Below are 15478 nucleotides of genomic sequence, written 5' to 3' on the forward strand. Positions count from 1 at the left end.
GCCTTCGCGAGCTCAGGCTGGGGCAGCTCAGAAGCTGACGGTCGGGGCGACGTCCTGGCCGTCGGGGGCGTCGTAGAAGTCCCGCTTGTGCACGCCTGCGATGCCCGTGAGGAACATCCACGGGATCGTCTGCGTGAGCTTGTTCAGCGTGGCCACCGCGTCGTTGTAGTACTGGCGGGCGAAGGAGATCTGGTTCTCCGTCTCGGCCAGCTGGGACTGCAGCTCGAGGAAGTTCTGGTTGGCCTTGAGGTCGGGGTAGGCCTCGGCGACCGCGTTGACCTTGACCAGTGCCTGGCTGAGCTCGGCGTCGGCGGCTGCCTTGGCCGGCACGTCGTCGCCCTTCGCGGCGCTCGTCACGGCGGCACGGGCCCGGGTGACCTCCTCGAAGACGCCCTTCTCGTGCGCGGCGTAGCCCTTGACCGTCTCCACCAGGTTGGGGATCAGGTCGGCGCGACGGGTGAGCTGGACGTCGATGCCACCGAGCGCCTCCTGGGCTCCGATGTCGGTGGTGCGCAGCTTGTTGAAGCCGACGATGACGAAGCCGACGACGGCGACGAGCACCACGACGACGATGATGGCGATGAGCATGTGAACTCCTCAGTTCCAGGGATGCAGGGCAAGTATCGGGGTCACCACGAGCCGACGCCTCCGCCGCCGCCACCGCCGCCGCCCGAGAAACCGCCACCACCCCCGCCGCCGGACGACGACTTCTGGGTGGCTTCGTAGGAGGAGACGGCCGAGCTCACGGTGGAGTTGAAGTCGGACACCATCGACGAGACGGCCGAGCCGGCGTACGCACCGGCGTAGGCGTTGCCGAAGTACGACGGGACGGGCGGCTCGGAGCCCATCTCGACGCGGTACTTCTCGGCCCACTCGTCGGCGCACCCGAAGGCGACCGCCCACGGGATGTAGGCGGTGTAGAGCTCCTGGCGGCCGGAGAAGTCGAACCGGTCCTGGGCCGACGGCGTGGCGAGGATCCGACGGAAGCCGCCCGCTCGCGACCAGAGGTCGCGCCCGGCCCTGGTGCGCTTGGTACCGGAGCCCGGCGCGGCGAGGCCGGCGCCGGCGACCGCGAAGGCGCCGGGGATCAGGCCGATCATGGTCATGCCGAACGGGTTCCAGATCGCCGTGGCCACCACCGCCAGCAGGCACGCCCCGACGACCAGCCCGCCGATGCTCCCGAGGCCGCTGGTGACCATCAGGCCGGACGCCGACGCCCACGTCGTGGTGCTCGACTTGAAGTCCTCGATCTCGGTCTTGAGCCGCTTGCCCGCCTCCACGTCCTGCGGTCCTGCGGTGAACGACGTGCCCGGGCCGCCGAGCAGGTGCGCGGTGCCGGACGTGATCGGGTCCAGGCCGGCCCAGCCGTCCGCGCCGTTCTTGTCCGAGATCGTCCACGCGTCGTCGGCGCGGGTGAGGTCGATCGCGCCCTTCTCGGCGGCGTACATGAGCGTCGCGACGTACTGCTCGTCGTCGACCTGCTCGGTGACCAGGTAGGCCGCCTGCGCGGGCCCGATCCCCTCGGGCGGCGCGTACATGAGCGGGAACTGCGGGTTGGCCTCGTAGGCGCGGCGCACCAGGAGGAAGCCGACCACACCGGCGACGACCGAGAGCAGGAGGACCAGGGCCAGGAGGGGGAGGCTGGTGCCGAAGACGCGGTCGAAGCGGGGGGTCCAGGGCAGCTCGTCGCCCGGTGGGGGCGTGGGCAGGTCGAGGCCCGCCTTGACCGTCACCGGGGTGTGCGGGTCGAGGGGGCCGGTCCGCACGTGGAGGGTCGTCGTCTGGTCGCCCTCGACCGTGCAGCCGCCGGTCTCGCCCGAGCCCTGCGCGCAGCGGACGCCGTCGGCGGCCACGGGCAGGTCGACGGTGACGTCGGCCTTGTCGATCTCGGGCCCGTCGGGCACCAGGTTCCAGTAGAACTGGGTCTCGGTGCCGTCGGTGCCGGGCTCGAGGACGCCGTCGATCTCGTAGTGGATGTCGTAGACGTGCACGCCGGGCTCGAGCTCGACCGCCGGGTCGCCGACCTTCGCCACGAGATAGCGGCCCGCGTCCTGGTGGGAGAGCTCGACGGGCACGTCCTTCCCGTCCATCGTGACGGTGACGTCGTGCGGGTTGCGACGGGCGTGCGGTGCGGACGGGTCGGCCCGGTCCCAGAAGCGGAAGATGCCGTGCTTCGGGACGTTGAAGTCGATCTTGAGCGACTCGTCGACGGTCAGGTCGCCGTTGTCGGCGACCTCCATGGTCGCCTTGTAGGACTTGATGGTGAAGTCGGAGTCCGTCGTACCGTCACCGCTGCTGTTCCACAGGACAGCCGGCACCAGCAGGACCAGGACGATCACGACCAGGCCGATCACCGACAGCACGAGTCGCTTCATGCTCGGGAGCCTAGGGGTCGCCGAGGTGGTGGCGTCGGAAAACCACGTGCTGTCTGTCGGTGGCCACTGGAACACTCGTCGCGATGACTTCCCCCGCCGACCGCCCGACCCTCGCCTCCTTCTGGCACGACCTGCCTCGTGAGGGCAAGCTCCTGCTGTCGGTCGTGGTCTTCGAGTTCATCGGCACCGGCCTGGTCCTCCCGTTCCACGTCGTCTACCTCCACGAGGTGCGCGGGTTCGCGCTGAGCGACGTCGGCCTGCTGCTGGGACTGTCGCCCCTGGTCGGCTTCCTCGTCGTGGGCCCCGGCGGGTCGGCGATCGACCGGCTGGGCGCGCGCCGGCTCCTGATGGCCGCGATCTCGCTCCAGGTGGTCTCCAACGTGCTCCTCGCGTACTCGTCGGCCGAGTGGATGGCTGCGGGCGCGCTGATGCTGTCGGGCGTCTCCTTCGGGGTGACCTGGCCGGGCTTCCAGACCTTGATCGCGGCGGTCGTGCCGGCCGAGCTGCGCCAGCGCTACTTCGGGGTCAACTTCACGCTGCTCAACCTGGGCATCGGGATCGGCGGCATCGTCGGCGGCGCCTTCGTCGACGTCGACCGGCTGGTGACCTTCCAGGTGATCTACCTCGGTGACGCGGTCAGCTACCTGCCGGCGCTGTTCCTCATGCTCGTGCCGCTGCGCCACGTCGCGGGTCGTCCCGACCACGGCGACGACGCACCTCCGGCGAAGGTCAGCTACCTGGAGGTCGCCCGGCGGCCCGCGGTGGCTGCGCTGATGCTGCTCAGCTTCGTGTCGTCGTACGTCGGCTACTCCCAGCTCAACGCCGGCATGCCGGCGTTCGCCCGCGCCGTCGGCGAGGTGTCCACGCAGGGCCTGGGTCTCGCCTTCGCCGCCAACACCGTCGTGATCGTGCTGCTCCAGCTGGTGGTCCTCCAGCGGATCGAGGGGCGCCGCCGGACGCGGATCATCGCGGTGATGAGCGTGGTGTGGGCCTGTTCGTGGCTACTGCTCGGCGCCACCGGGCTCGTCTCCGGCACCTGGGGCGCGACGCTCCTGGTCGCCTCGTGCGCGGCGGTCTTCGCGTTCGGCGAGACGCTGCTGCAGCCGACGATCCCGGCGCTGACCAACGAGCTCGCGCCCGACCACCTGCGGGGCCGCTACAACGCGTTGACCTCGGGCGCCTTCCAGCTCGCCGCGATCATCGCGCCACCGATCGCGGGCGTGCTCGTCGGCCACGGGCTCGGGTCCGTCTACATCGGCTCGCTGGTCGCCGGCTGCCTGCTGTGCGGCGTCCTCGCGATCGCCCGGCTCGAGCCGCAACTCTCTCCCGAGGTCAACGGCGTGCGCCCCTCCCCGCCCGAGACCCCGCCGGCGCCGACCCCGAAGACCCTGCCGGCGTCGGTCGACTGAGTCAGTCGCGGCCGGCCAGCCACCAGATGACCAGCGCCACGACCACGACCACGACGGCGGCGTGCTTCCAGTAGGTCTTCGCCAGCACCGGCAGCACCGCGGCGCCCAGGTTGAGCGAGTCGTCCCCGGTCGCCGGCCGAGATGGTGGCGGCGGGGGTGCCGGCGCGGCCGGGACCTCCCCGGGCGCCGCCTGCTCGGATACTCCCTGACGATCCGGGGGTGAACCCGGCTCGGCGACCCCCGTTTCGTCAGGGACTACCGCGCTGGGGCCCGAGAGGCGCTGCTCGAGACAGTCGACGAACTGCCCGAGCAACTTGTCGGAGACGTCCTGCATCACGCCGCGCCCGAACTGGGCCGGCTTGCCGGTGATCGCCAGGTCGGTGATCACCTCGACATCGGTGGCGCCGCTCGCATCGGTCATGGTCACGGTGACCTTGGCGCCCGCCGTACCGTTCCCGCGCTTGTCCTTGCCCTTGGCGTCGACCACGAACCGGTGCGCGGCCTCGTCCTTCTCGACGAACGTGCCGGAGCCGTTGTAGACGAGCGCAATCGGGCCCAGCTTCACCTTCACCGAGCCCGTGAAGGAGTCGCCGTCGAACGACTCGACGGTCGCGCCCGGGAAGCACTCGGCGATGGAGCCGATGTCCTGGAAGACCGCCCAGGTCTCGTCGACCGCGGTGGGGACGGTGAAGCGGTGGGTGAGGTCCATCGTCGGTCAGCCGCCCGTCGCCGCGACGACCGCGCGCCGGGTCAGCACCGTGGCGAGGTGGCGTCGGTAGTCGGCGTCGCCGTTGAGGTCGGACGGCGGGTTGGCGCCGTCCGCGGCCTTCGCGGCGGCGGCGCGTACGACGTCCTCGCTGAGGGACTGTCCGGCCAGCGCCTCCTCGACCGCCCGCGCGCGGATCGGCGTCGAGCCCATGTTGGTCAGCCCGATCCGCGCCTCGGAGATGGTGCCGCCGTCGACCTTCACCGTCGCCGCCACCGCGACGATCGGCCACTGGTGGGCGACCCGGACGAACTTCTCGTAGCAGGCACCCCAGCCGGTGTGCTTGGGGATCCGCACCTCGGTGAGGATCTCGTCCTCGCCGATCGCGGTCTCGAAGAGGTCCACGAAGAAGTCGTCGGCCGCCACGGTGCGGGTGCCACCCGACCCCGCGATCACGAACTGCGCACCGAGCGCCAGCGCGGGCGCCCCGAGATCGCCCGCGGGGTCGGCGTGCGCGAGCGCACCGCCGAAGGTGCCACGGTGGCGCACCTGCGCGTCGGCGAGGTGCTCCACCGCCTTGCTGATCAGCCCGGCGTGCTCCGCGACCAGCGGGTCGGAGCCGACGACGGAGTGCGGCGTCATCGCACCGATCACGATCGCGTCGCCGTCGTCGCGGATACCCCGCAGCGACTCGATCTTGCCGAGATCGATGATCCACTCGGGCGCGTTGAGCCGCATCCGGAGCACCGGCAGCAGGCTCTGCCCGCCGGCGATGATCTTGGCCTCGTCGCCGTACTGCGCGAGCGCGGCGAGGGCGTCCTCGACCGTGGTGGGCGCGACGTAGTCGAACGCTGCGGGGATCACGAGCCTGCTCCTTCCGTGGAGGACTGACCGGGTTGCTCCTGGTTGCCGGCCGCGCCGCCGCTCTCGAAGTGCGGCATCGCCGCGCCCTCGGTCGCGCCGCCGGAGCCGGGTCCGTTGATCGCCTTCCACACCCGCTCGGGCGTGCACGGCATCTGGATGTCGTTGACCCCGAGGTGGCGGACGGCGTCGACGACCGCGTTGACCACGGCCGGCGTCGAGGCGATCGTGCCCGCCTCGCCGACACCCTTGGTGCCGAGCGTGTTCGTCGTCGACGGTGACGTGGTGTGGTCGACCTCGAAGCTGATCGTGTCGGCCGCCGTCGGCAGCAGGTAGTCGACGAACGAGCCGGAGACCAGCGTCCCGGCGTCGTCGTACACCGCCTCCTCCCACAGCGCCTGGGCGATCCCCTGCACCAGCCCGCCGTGCACCTGACCGGCGACGATCAACGGGTTGATGATGTTGCCGATGTCGTCGCAGCAGACGTACTTGCGCATCTTCACCGCGCCCGTCTCGGTGTCGACCTCCATCGCGCACAGGTGGGTGCCGTGCGGGTAGTTGAAGTTGACCGGGTCGTACGTCGCCTCCGCGTCGATCGACGGCTCCACGTCGTCCGGCAGGTTGTGGGCCGTGAAGACCGCGGTCGCGATCTCCCCGATCGCGAGCCCCTGGTCGGTGCCCTTGACCGAGAAGCGGCCGCCGGAGTACTCGAGGTCGTCGACCGACGCCTCCAGCAGGTGTGCCGCGATCGGGCGCGCCTTCTCGATGACCTTGTCGACCGCGCGCACCAGCGCCTCGCCGCCGACCACGAGGGAGCGGGAGCCGTAGGTGTCGAGGCCCTTGTGGGAGATCTGGGTGTCGCCGTGCAGCACCTCGACGTCTTCGAAGGCCACCCCGAGGCGGTCGGCCACGATCTGGCTGAAGGCCGTCTCGTGCCCTTGTCCGTGGGCGGACGCCCCGGTGATCACCTCGACCTTGCCGGTAGCGAGCATCCGCACGCTCGCGTGCTCCCAGCCGCCGGCGCCGTAGTTGAGCTGGCCGAGCACCCGCGACGGCGCGAGGCCGCACATCTCGGTGAACGTCGAGATGCCGAGGCCCAGCTGGACGGTGTCGCCGGACTCGCGGCGCTGCTTCTGCTCGGCGCGCAGCTCGTCGTACCCGAACATCTCCTTGGCCCGCGCGGTGGCGGCCTCGTAGTTGCCGGAGTCGTACTCGAGGCCGGCCACCGTGGTGAACGGGAACTCCTCGTGCTTGATCCAGTTCTTCTCCCGGATCACGAGCGGGTCGACGCCCACCTCGGCGGCGAGCTCGTCCATGATCCGCTCGATGGCGTACGTCGCCTCCGGCCGACCGGCGCCGCGGTAGGCGTCGGTCCAGGTCTTGTTCGTGAGGACCGTCTGGCACGCGAAGTGGTAGGCCGGGAACTTGTAGATCGAGTTGAACATGAACGCCCCGAGCACCGGGACGCCGCCGCCGACGATCGCGACGTACGCGCCGAGGTCGGCGAGCAGCTCGACCTTGAAGCCGGTGACCGAGCCGTCCTTCTCGGCCGCGAGGGTCAGCTTCTGCCACTGGTCGCGGCCGTGGTGGGCGGAGAGCAGTGACTCGGAGCGGGTCTCGGTGTACTTGACCGGCTTGCCGAGCCGACGGCCCACCGCCCAGGCGATCCACTCCTCGGGTGTCACCTGGAGCTTGCCGCCGAAGCCACCGCCGACGTCGGGCGCGACGACTCGGATCTTCGACTCGGGGACGCCGGTGGTCGCGGCGAGGGCGAAGCGCACGATGTGCGGGATCTGGGTGGCCGACCACATCGTGTTCTGCTCACCGGTCGGGTCGACGACGACCGAGCGGGGCTCCATGAAGGCCGGGATCAGCCGCTGCTGGCGGTACTCGCGCTCGATCACGATGCCGTCGGTGCGGGCCTTCGCGATGGCCTCCTCGACGTTGCCGCCGGTGCCCGCCTCGCCGGAGTCGAAGACCCACAGCGCGGACTTGTTGGTGCCGAGGTCGGGGTGCGCGAGCACCTCGTCGGCGGCGGCCTTCTTGAGGTCGAGGGCGGCCGGCAGCTCGTCGTACTCGACGTCCACGAGCTCGGCGGCGTCGCGCGCCTCGGCGGCGGTGCGGGCCACCACGACGGCCACGATCTCTCCCGCGAACGAGACCCGGTCGCTCGGCATCGGCGAGTGGGTGGGCGTGACCTGGTCGGTGGTGATCGCCCAGGCGTTGATGCAGACGCCGAGCTCGTCGCCGAAGTCCGCGCCGGTCAGCACCGCGACGACGTTCGTCGAGGCCTTCGCGGCCGTCGTGTCGATCGAGGTGATCGTGGCGTGCGCGAACGGGCTGCGCACCATCGCGAGGTGCAGCATCCCGGGCAGGGTGATGTTGTCGGTCCAGCGGGTGCGGCCGGTGATCAGCCGCTGGTCCTCCTTGCGGCGCCGGTCGCGGCCGATCTCGCGCTCGACCTCGTCGGCCGGACGCTCCTGGGTGGCGGTCACGAGTTCACCGCCTGACCGGACGCGTGCTGCACGGCGCGCACGATGTTGTGGTAGCCGGTGCACCGGCAGAGGTTGCCCTCGAGGCCGAGCCGGATCTCTTCCTCGCTGGGCGTCGGGTTCTCCTTGAGCAGGTCGACGCTCTGCATGATCATCCCCGGGGTGCAGAAGCCGCACTGGAGCCCGTGGCACTCGCGGAAGGACTCCTGGACCGCGTGCAGCTTCCCGTCCTTCGCCAGCCCCTCGATGGTCGTGACCTCGGCGCCGTCGGCCTGCACGGCGAGCACGTTGCACGACTTCACGCTGGTGCCGTTGAGGTGGACCGTGCACGCGCCGCAGTTGCTGGTGTCGCAGCCGATCACCGTGCCGGTCTTGCCGAGCCGCTCGCGGAGGTACTGCACGAGCAGCATGCGGGGTTCGACGTCGTCGGAGACGGATGCTCCGTCGACGCTGAGGCTGATCCGGGTCATGGACTCTCCCTTGAGACGCGAGGACCTGTGGTCCAGGTCACGCTAGGGAGTCCCGGTTGGGAGATGGTTGGGTCGCCGAGTCGGCGTGAGTTTCCCTCCCCATCCCGCCGAGTCGGCGTGACTTTCCCGGTCTCTGGAAACTGGCGCCGACTCGGCAGGTCTCAGCGGGAAACTGGCGCCGACTCGCGGTCAGCGGCGAGCGGCGGCGAGCCGACCCTTGAGGAGCGGTACGGCGGGGTGCGGCCGGCCGGCCAGTGCGGCCAGGCAGACCTCGACGACCTCGGTGTCGTACGGCGCGTGCTCGCTGTAGCGGACCACGGCATCGGGCTGCGGGTCGGCGAGCAGCGCCTCGCGGACCGCGACGGCGACGTACTCCGCGAGCTCGGTCAGCGCCGGCGAGTTGGTGCCGGGCAGCAGGTCGCCGCCGTAGGCGTCGACCGCCGCGGCCACCCGGCCGGAGCGGAGCAGGCTGAGCACCAGGTCGACGTCGGTGGAGACGGGCATGGTGAGCCGGTAGGGGCGGGAGGCGAGCTGGCCACCGAGCGCCGAGCGCAGGTGGGAGACCTCGGCCTTGAGGGTCGAGAGGGTGACCGCCTGGTCGCCGTACACGAGGGCGTGGAGGTGCTCGAGCGAGAGCCCTTCGGGGTGCATCGCGAGCAGGGCCAACACCTCGGTCTGGCGCCGGTTGAGCAGCAGCCGCTGGCCGTCGAGCCACGTCTCGGCGGTGCCGAGCAGGCTCATCACCAGGCCGGGCTCGCTCATCTCGTCGAACACCCCGGGCGGCGCGTGCTGCGACGACCGCGGCATCGCGGTCTCGATCAGCCGCGCCATCACCCGCGCGGTCGCGAGCCCGATCGGGTGGGTGCGGTCCCAGGTGGTCGAGAGGTCGATGACCCCGAGCTGCTTGCCGCTCGCGGGGTCGTGGACCGGCGCGGCCCAGCACACCCAGTTGTGCACGATCGAGGCGTAGTGCTCGGCGCTGAAGACCATCGCCGGGGTGTCGAGGCGGTTGGCGAGGTCGAGGGCGTTGGTGCCGACGCTCTGGTCGTCCCAGCGGCCGCCGACCACGAAGTTGACGCTCTCGGCCTTGCGGCGCATGACCCGCCCGCCGTACGTCCAGAGGATGCGGGTCTGCGGGTCGGTCACGGCCACGACGAGGTCGCCGTCCTCCGCCGTACGCCGCAGCTCGGCCTCGACCCGCTCGACCGCGGTCTGCAGCGGGGAGTCGCGCCAGTACGCCTCGGTCTCGGACTCGTCGGCCAGCGGCGCCTGGGTGACGTCGGGTGAGATCGCCGCCTCGGAGCGGGTCCAGCTCGTCAGGATCTCGGGGCGCACCAGCGTCTCGGCGCCGTCGCCGCGCTCGACGAACGACGTCCACGCGCGTACGGCGTCCAGCCTGCGGGTCTGCAGCTCGCTGCGGGCCATCTCACCCCCGGGGTGCTCGTTGCCGCCAAGGTAGCACCGGGTGGGTGACGGGGGTCACAGTTGCAGCGTCACTCCGCGAGCCGGTTCGCGACGGTGAGGAGGACGGCTGCGTCCTCGAGCGCGGTGAGGTCGTGCCGGCGCGGCGGGATCAGCACGTAGTCGCCGGGCGCGCCCTCCCAGGCGTCGTCCCCCGCGTGCAGCCGGACCCGACCGTGCAGCACCTGGAGGGTGGCCTCCCCGGGGCTGCCGTGCTCACGCGCGATCGCCAGGTGCTCCTCGACGAGCGCTGCCAGGGACAGTCCGTCCATCCTCCCGTGCTCGGTCAGACCAGGTCGCGGTGGATCCGGCCGTCGACCGCGGCGAGCCGCTTCCCGCTGCCGCCCCACCGTCCGGCGACGATCTCGGCCGCGATGCTGATCGCGGTCTCCTCGGGCGTCCGGGCGCCGAGGTCGAGGCCGATCGGCGACGACAGCCGCTCGATCTCCTTGTCGTCGACCCCGGCCTCGCGCAGCCGGGCCAGCCGGTCCTCGTGGGTGCGCCGCGAGCCCATCGCGCCGACGTACGCGACGTCGGGCAGGCGCAGCGCCACCTCGAGCAGGGGGACGTCGAACTTGGGGTCGTGGGTCAGCACGGTGATGACGGTGCGCCCGTCGACCCGGCCGGCCTCGGCCTCGCCCGCCAGGTAGCGGTGCGGCCAGTCCACGACGACCTCGTCGGCCTCCGGGAAGCGGGAGCGGGTGGCGAAGACGGGCCGGGCGTCGCAGACGGTCACGTGGTAGCCCAGGAAGCTGCCGACCTTGGCGACCGCGGCCGCGAAGTCGATCGCGCCGAACACCAGCATCCGCGGCTTCGGGGCGAACCCCCACACGAACACCCGCATGCCCTCGCCGCGCCGTTCGCCGTCCGGCCCGTAGGTCAGCGTCGCGTTGGACCCCGACGCCAGCAGGCCGAGCGCGTCGTCGTGGACGGCGGCGTCCGCACGCGGCGAGCCGAGGGTGGACTCGATCGGGGTGTCGGGTCGTACGACGATCCGCCGGCCCAGCCAGGACGGGTCGGGGTGCTCGATGACGGTGGCGAGGGCGACCGGCCGACCCGCCTCGATGTCGGCGGCGACCTCCTCCAGCTCGGGGAACGTCTCGCGGCTGACCTTCTCGACGAAGACGTCCAGGATGCCGCCGCAGGTCAGGCCGACGGCGAACGCGTCGTCGTCGGAGACGCCGTAGCGCTCCAGGACCGGCGCGCCCGACTCGACGACCGACTGGGCCAGCTCGTAGACCGCGCCCTCGACGCAGCCGCCGGAGACCGAGCCGACGGCGGTCTCGTCGGGGCCGACGAGCATCGAGGCCCCCGGCGGGCGCGGCGCGGACTGGAAGGTCGCGACCACGGTCCCGACGCCGATCGTCTCGCCGGCACGCCACCAGGCGAGCAGCTCGGGCAGCACCTCACGCACGCGAAACCACCTCCACGAGCTCGGCGAACGTCGCGAGCGAGTGGCCCGCCACGAAGTCGTCGCAGTGCGGCAGCGCCGCGACCACGCCCTGCTGGACGGGCTCGTAGCCGGTCTTGCCGCGGTGCGGGTTCACCCAGACCACCCGGTGCGCGACCCGCTGGAGCCGCGCCATCTGCTCGCCGAGGAGGGTGGGGTCGCCGCGCTCCCAGCCGTCGCTGAACACCACGACCACCGCGCCGCGCGCCATCCCGCGCTGGCCCCAGCGGTCGAGGAAGAACCGCAGCGTCTCGCCGAGCCGGGTGCCGCCGGACCAGTCCGGCACCGTCTCGCCCGCGGCCACCAGGGCCCGCTCGGGGTCGCGGATCCGCATCGCCCGGGTCAGGTGGGTCAGCCGGGTGCCGACGGTGAACGTCTCGACCACACCCCCGCTCTCGCGCCCGGTCTGCGTGAAGCGGTGGGCGAGCCGGAGCAGCGCGTCGGCGTACCCGCTCATCGAGCCCGACACGTCGACCAGCAGCACCACCCGGCGCGGTCGGACGCCGCGGCGGCGCCACGCGATGTCGGCGGGCTCGCCCATCCGGCGCAGCGAGGCGCGCAGGGTGCGGGAGGCGTCGACCTGGCCGCGGTGCCAGCGCTGGTGCCGGGCGGTACGGCGGAGCGGCGGCCGCGGGCGCAGGGTGGCGAACATGGCGTCGAGGCGGCGCTTCTCGCCCGCGGACAGCCCGGCGACGTCGCGGTGCCGCAGCACCTCGAGCTCGCTGGCCATCGCACGGACGACGTCGGGGTCCTCGTCTCCTTCACCGGCGCCGGTGCCGTCGGTCGTCGGCAGGTCGGAGAGGACCGAGACCGACGGCTGCGCCGGGCGGGAGCGCGGGAGTCCGTCTCGCGAGTTGAAGTACGCCGCGAAGACCTGGTCGTAGCGCTCGAGGTCGTCGGGACCGGCGCACAGGGTGGCCCGGCCGGCGAGGTAGGCCGCGCGCTGGTCGTCGAGCCCCAGCAGGCCGGTCGCGGCGAGGTAGCCCTGGGCGCGGTCCTGCGTCACGGGCACCCCGGCAGCCCGCAGCGCCCGGGTGAACCCGAGGAGGATCTCGTCGCCGCCGCGGTCCATCAGGCCCGGAGCATCTGGTCGAGGGCATGCCGGACGCGGTCGGCGTCCTCGCGGTACTTCACCAGCGCGCCCAGCGTCGCCGACGCCGACTCGAGGTCGATCTCGGCGCTGCCGAGGTAGTGCAGGGCGCGGGCCCAGTCGAGCGTCTCGGCCACCCCGGGCGGCTTCTGGAGGTCGTCGCGGCTGCGCAGCTGCTGGACGACCGTCACGACCTGGCGGCGCAGCGTCTCGGAGACCTCGGGCGCCCGCGAGCGCAGGATCTCGACCTCACGCTCGAGGCCCGGGTGGTCGATCCAGTGGTAGAGGCAGCGCCGCTTGAGCGCGTCGTGCAGCTCGCGGGTCCGGTTGGAGGTCAGCACGACGATCGGCGGCGTCGCGGCGCGCACCGTGCCGAGCTCGGGGATCGTCACCTGGTAGGTCGAGAGCACCTCGAGCAGGAACGCCTCGAACTCGTCGTCGGCCCGGTCGACCTCGTCGACGAGCAGCACCGCGGGGCTCTCCTGGAGCGCCCTCAGCACCGGGCGCGCGAGCAGGAACCGCGCGTCGTACAGGCTCTTCTCGGCCTCCTCGACACTCTGGTCATCGGCTCCGCCGGCCGCCTCGAGCGCCCGCAGGTGCAGGATCTGGCGTGGGAAGTCCCAGTCGTAGAGCGCCTGGGTCGCGTCGATGCCCTCGTAGCACTGCAGCCGCACCAGCGGCAGGTCCATGCTCTCCGCGATCGCCTCCGCGAGCGCGGTCTTGCCGGTGCCGGGCTCGCCCTCGAGCAGCAGCGGTCGCTGCATCCTCATCGCCAGGAACGTCACCGTCGCCAGGGCGTCGTCGCACAGGTAGCCGGTCCCGCCGAGGCGGGCGGCCACGGCACTGGCGGACTCGGGCTCCATGTCCTCAAGGTTACCCAGCCCGCGTTGGCGCGAGGTTGGGGCTCAGCGCCGGTCGACGTCCCGGCCGGTGGCGAGGTCACCGCACTCGACCAGCTCGGCGTCGTGGCCCTCGAGGTAGGCCCGCGCGCCGCGGTCACCCGAGGCCTCCTCCGCGACCGCGGCCCAGTGCTCGCGCCCGATCACGACCGGGTGGCCCGGGCGCCCGCCGTACGACGCCCGGCGCAGCGTGGCGGGTCCGGGCAGCGGCTCGAGCAGGCGCCGTACGACGTCCGCCCCGACGTCGGGCACGTCCACCAGCGAGACGACCACCGCGTCGGCGTCGGTGCCGGTCGCCGCGGTGAGGCCGGCGCGCAGCGACGCCGACATGCCGTCCGCCCAGTCGGCCGCGACGACCGCGGTGGCCCCGGTCCCGGCGAGCAGCGGCAGCGCCTCCTCGGCGGCGGCGCCGAGGACCACGGTCACCTGCGTGCAGCCGCCGTCGGTCAGCGACCGCACCCCACGGACGAGCCAGGCCTCGCCGTCGTCGTCGCGCACCAGCGCCTTGGGCATCCCCATCCGGGTCCCGGCCCCCGCGGCGAGCAACAGTCCGTGCACCTGCTCAGCATGTCAGGCTCCGGCGCCGAGGCGACGTCAGCCGGGGAACGCCTCGGCGTAGACCGCCGCGAGGTCGGCGGAATACGGCGCGCTGAAGCCGCACACCGTGACCTGACCGTCGGTCGCGGAGACCAGGTAGCGGCCGCCCTCCTCGAACTCCACGGCGCCGACCAGCTGCTGCATGTCCTGCGCGGGCGCCTGCACCCGCACCAGGTCGGTCTCGGCGCCGGCGTACCAGTGGCTCGGCGCGAGGGTCACGACGCCGTCGGCCAGCATCGTGACGGTGCCGTCGAAGGCGAGGGTCTGCTGGGAAACGATCTCGGCGTTGGGCACCATGCACTTCGCGTTGTACGCCGCGACGCCCGGGGCACTCAGCTCGGTGACGGTCTTGTCGTCGACGGCCGTCGGCGGCGCGGCGGGGTCGTCGTCGTGGCTGAGGACACCGAAGAGGCCGACGCCCGCGATGATCAGGACGGCGGCCGCGGCGACCAGCCAGGTCAGCGGGCCACGGTCGTGGGTGCCGGTCTCGCGGTTCTCGGTGGTGAGCTCGGTGCTCATGACGTCCTCCAGGAGTCGGGCCACCCGGGTCGGGTCGGCCGGCGGGAGGGAGGCAGCCGGGTCGGACGCCCGCAGGCGGGCGCGCAGCTCGTCGTCGGCGTCGAACGGTGCGGTCATGGCCTTCTCCCCTCTCTCGTCTCCTCATGTCCGGCGGCGGCCTCGACCTTTCGCAGCTGGGCCTTCAGCTTCTCGCGGGCCCGGTGCAGCCGGATGCTCGCGGCGTTGGCCGTGATGTCCAGGACGACCGCGATCTCGGCCGGCGTCAGCTGCTCCCACGCCCAGAGGCGGAGCAGCTCGGCGTCGTCGGGCCGCAGCGCCGCGAGCGCCGCGGCGAGGTCGTCGTCCGGTTCGTCGGGGGCCGGCGCCGCCTCCGGGGGCGGGTCCACGGTCGCGATCCGCGAGGCCAGCCGCTGCCGGCGGCGGGCGGCGCGGTCGGCGTTCCGGAGGCAGTGCCGGGCCACGCCGTACACCCAGGGCAGCGGCTCCGCGGGCAGGTCGTCGACCCGGCGCCAGCACACCAGCAGGGTCTCGGCGAGCACGTCGTCCACGGTCGCGGGGTCGGTACGGCGCGCCAGGAACCGGCGCACCGGCTCGATCAGGCCCGGCGCGATCTCCTCGAAGCGATCCCGTCGGCTGTCCACGCACTCCACGCTGTCACATGTCCGGCACGGGCCCGAAACCGTCACGCGGGACGGACGGCGACGGCCTCGACCTCGACCAGCTGGTCGGGGTAGCCGAGCTGGGCGACCCCGAGCAGCGTGCTCGGCGCGTCGTGGTCGCCGAACCTCGCGCGGACCACCCGCCAGGCCGCCACCAGGTCCGCGCGGTCGCCGGAGGCGACGTACACCGTGGACTTCGCGACGTCGGTCAGGGCGCACCCGGCCGCGGCGAGCGCGACGACGAGGTTGTCCATGACCATCTCCGCCTGGCCGGCGACGTCGCCGGCGCGGGCCACGGCACCGTCGGCGTCGAGCGGGCACGCACCGGCGGTGAACACCAGGCTGCCGGGACCGACCACGGCGGCGTAGGCGTACGGCGCCGTGTCGGCGAGGGCGGGCGCGCGGACCAGCTCGACACTCATGCTCGCGATCCTGCCTGCTCACCCGTGGTCGCGCCCACCGGTCTTCGGGTAGTCCCTGACGTTCGAGG

Annotated in this window: 16 protein-coding genes; 1 reads left to right on the top strand and 15 read right to left on the bottom strand. The window is 72.4% G+C overall.

Features of this window, described 5'->3' with window-relative positions:
- Positions 1–27: 27 nt before the first annotated feature.
- Together PD653B2_RS14970 and PD653B2_RS14975 are read right to left on the bottom strand one after the other, a co-directional pair.
- Positions 28–588: a LemA family protein gene (locus PD653B2_RS14970; RefSeq protein WP_085873186.1), complete on the bottom strand. Its 561-nt coding sequence runs from the start codon at positions 586–588 to the stop codon at positions 28–30.
- Positions 589–629: 41 nt separating this feature from the next.
- Positions 630–2375, bottom strand: a complete 1746-nt coding sequence (locus tag PD653B2_RS14975) for a DUF2207 domain-containing protein (protein WP_085873187.1) — start codon at positions 2373–2375, stop codon at positions 630–632.
- 83 nt (positions 2376–2458) lie between these two features.
- On the opposite strand from PD653B2_RS14975, the gene PD653B2_RS14980 reads away from it, so the two are divergent.
- Positions 2459–3784 (top strand): MFS transporter, encoded by a 1326-nt coding sequence (locus PD653B2_RS14980; RefSeq protein WP_085873188.1) that lies wholly within the window; start codon positions 2459–2461, stop codon positions 3782–3784.
- A gap of 1 nt (position 3785) precedes the next feature.
- Here the strand turns inward: PD653B2_RS14980 and PD653B2_RS14985 are convergent, their stop codons facing one another.
- The 13 genes from PD653B2_RS14985 to PD653B2_RS15045 all read right to left on the bottom strand — a co-directional run bounded on the left by PD653B2_RS14985 (position 3786) and on the right by PD653B2_RS15045 (position 15410).
- The gene (locus PD653B2_RS14985) at positions 3786–4493 is read right to left on the bottom strand and encodes an SRPBCC family protein (protein WP_085873189.1); all 708 of its coding nucleotides are present in this window, start codon (positions 4491–4493) and stop codon (positions 3786–3788) included.
- A 6-nt stretch (positions 4494–4499) separates the two neighbouring features.
- Positions 4500–5354: an FAD binding domain-containing protein gene (locus PD653B2_RS14990; RefSeq protein ID WP_085873190.1), complete on the bottom strand. Its 855-nt coding sequence runs from the start codon at positions 5352–5354 to the stop codon at positions 4500–4502.
- On the bottom strand, positions 5351–7846 hold the full coding sequence (locus PD653B2_RS14995; RefSeq protein ID WP_085873191.1) for a xanthine dehydrogenase family protein molybdopterin-binding subunit: 2496 nt from the start codon (positions 7844–7846) through the stop codon (positions 5351–5353). Before PD653B2_RS14995 ends, PD653B2_RS14990 begins: the two co-directional genes overlap by 4 nt.
- Positions 7843–8313, bottom strand: a complete 471-nt coding sequence (locus PD653B2_RS15000) for a (2Fe-2S)-binding protein (protein ID WP_085873192.1) — start codon at positions 8311–8313, stop codon at positions 7843–7845. Before PD653B2_RS15000 ends, PD653B2_RS14995 begins: the two co-directional genes overlap by 4 nt.
- Positions 8314–8502: 189 nt before the next feature.
- Entirely contained in the window at positions 8503–9738 is a 1236-nt protein-coding gene (locus tag PD653B2_RS15005) for a transcriptional regulator (RefSeq protein ID WP_085873193.1), read from the bottom strand.
- Positions 9739–9806: 68 nt separating this feature from the next.
- Positions 9807–10046 carry a hypothetical protein gene (locus PD653B2_RS15010; protein ID WP_085873194.1) on the bottom strand — a complete coding sequence of 80 codons (240 nt, stop codon included), beginning with the start codon at positions 10044–10046 and terminating at the stop codon, positions 9807–9809.
- A 14-nt stretch (positions 10047–10060) separates the two neighbouring features.
- A complete protein-coding gene (locus tag PD653B2_RS15015) occupies positions 10061–11188 on the bottom strand; it encodes an XdhC family protein (RefSeq protein WP_085873195.1) in 1128 nt (375 codons plus the stop codon).
- Positions 11181–12296: a vWA domain-containing protein gene (locus tag PD653B2_RS15020; protein WP_165763493.1), complete on the bottom strand. Its 1116-nt coding sequence runs from the start codon at positions 12294–12296 to the stop codon at positions 11181–11183. Before PD653B2_RS15020 ends, PD653B2_RS15015 begins: the two co-directional genes overlap by 8 nt.
- On the bottom strand, positions 12296–13177 hold the full coding sequence (locus PD653B2_RS15025) for an AAA family ATPase (RefSeq protein ID WP_085873197.1): 882 nt from the start codon (positions 13175–13177) through the stop codon (positions 12296–12298). Before PD653B2_RS15025 ends, PD653B2_RS15020 begins: the two co-directional genes overlap by 1 nt.
- Before the next feature lie 42 nt (positions 13178–13219).
- The gene (locus PD653B2_RS15030; protein ID WP_085873198.1) at positions 13220–13771 is read right to left on the bottom strand and encodes a nucleotidyltransferase family protein; all 552 of its coding nucleotides are present in this window, start codon (positions 13769–13771) and stop codon (positions 13220–13222) included.
- Between the two features lie 36 nt (positions 13772–13807).
- Positions 13808–14446: a hypothetical protein gene (locus PD653B2_RS15035; RefSeq protein ID WP_085873199.1), complete on the bottom strand. Its 639-nt coding sequence runs from the start codon at positions 14444–14446 to the stop codon at positions 13808–13810.
- Positions 14443–14970 (bottom strand): RNA polymerase sigma factor, encoded by a 528-nt coding sequence (locus PD653B2_RS15040; protein ID WP_085873200.1) that lies wholly within the window; start codon positions 14968–14970, stop codon positions 14443–14445. Before PD653B2_RS15040 ends, PD653B2_RS15035 begins: the two co-directional genes overlap by 4 nt.
- A gap of 41 nt (positions 14971–15011) precedes the next feature.
- Entirely contained in the window at positions 15012–15410 is a 399-nt protein-coding gene (locus PD653B2_RS15045; protein WP_085873201.1) for a RidA family protein, read from the bottom strand.
- Between the last annotated feature and the right edge of the window lie 68 nt (positions 15411–15478).

The sequence above is a fragment of the Nocardioides sp. PD653-B2 genome (assembly GCF_002117935.1).
Taxonomy (GTDB): domain Bacteria; phylum Actinomycetota; class Actinomycetes; order Propionibacteriales; family Nocardioidaceae; genus Nocardioides.

Excerpts from the sequence above, each read along its gene's own strand:
- PD653B2_RS14970 (WP_085873186.1), bottom strand. The coding sequence starts at position 588 with ATGCTCATCGCCATCATCGTCGTCGTGGTGCTCGTCGCCGTCGTCGGC.
- PD653B2_RS14975 (WP_085873187.1), bottom strand. The coding sequence starts at position 2,375 with ATGAAGCGACTCGTGCTGTCGGTGATCGGCCTGGTCGTGATCGTCCTG.
- PD653B2_RS14980 (WP_085873188.1), top strand. The coding sequence starts at position 2,459 with ATGACTTCCCCCGCCGACCGCCCGACCCTCGCCTCCTTCTGGCACGAC.
- PD653B2_RS14985 (WP_085873189.1), bottom strand. The coding sequence starts at position 4,493 with ATGGACCTCACCCACCGCTTCACCGTCCCCACCGCGGTCGACGAGACC.
- PD653B2_RS15000 (WP_085873192.1), bottom strand. The coding sequence starts at position 8,313 with ATGACCCGGATCAGCCTCAGCGTCGACGGAGCATCCGTCTCCGACGAC.
- PD653B2_RS15005 (WP_085873193.1), bottom strand. The coding sequence starts at position 9,738 with ATGGCCCGCAGCGAGCTGCAGACCCGCAGGCTGGACGCCGTACGCGCG.
- PD653B2_RS15010 (WP_085873194.1), bottom strand. The coding sequence starts at position 10,046 with ATGGACGGACTGTCCCTGGCAGCGCTCGTCGAGGAGCACCTGGCGATC.
- PD653B2_RS15020 (WP_165763493.1), bottom strand. The coding sequence starts at position 12,296 with ATGGACCGCGGCGGCGACGAGATCCTCCTCGGGTTCACCCGGGCGCTG.
- PD653B2_RS15025 (WP_085873197.1), bottom strand. The coding sequence starts at position 13,177 with ATGGAGCCCGAGTCCGCCAGTGCCGTGGCCGCCCGCCTCGGCGGGACC.
- PD653B2_RS15035 (WP_085873199.1), bottom strand. The coding sequence starts at position 14,446 with ATGACCGCACCGTTCGACGCCGACGACGAGCTGCGCGCCCGCCTGCGG.
- PD653B2_RS15045 (WP_085873201.1), bottom strand. The coding sequence starts at position 15,410 with ATGAGTGTCGAGCTGGTCCGCGCGCCCGCCCTCGCCGACACGGCGCCG.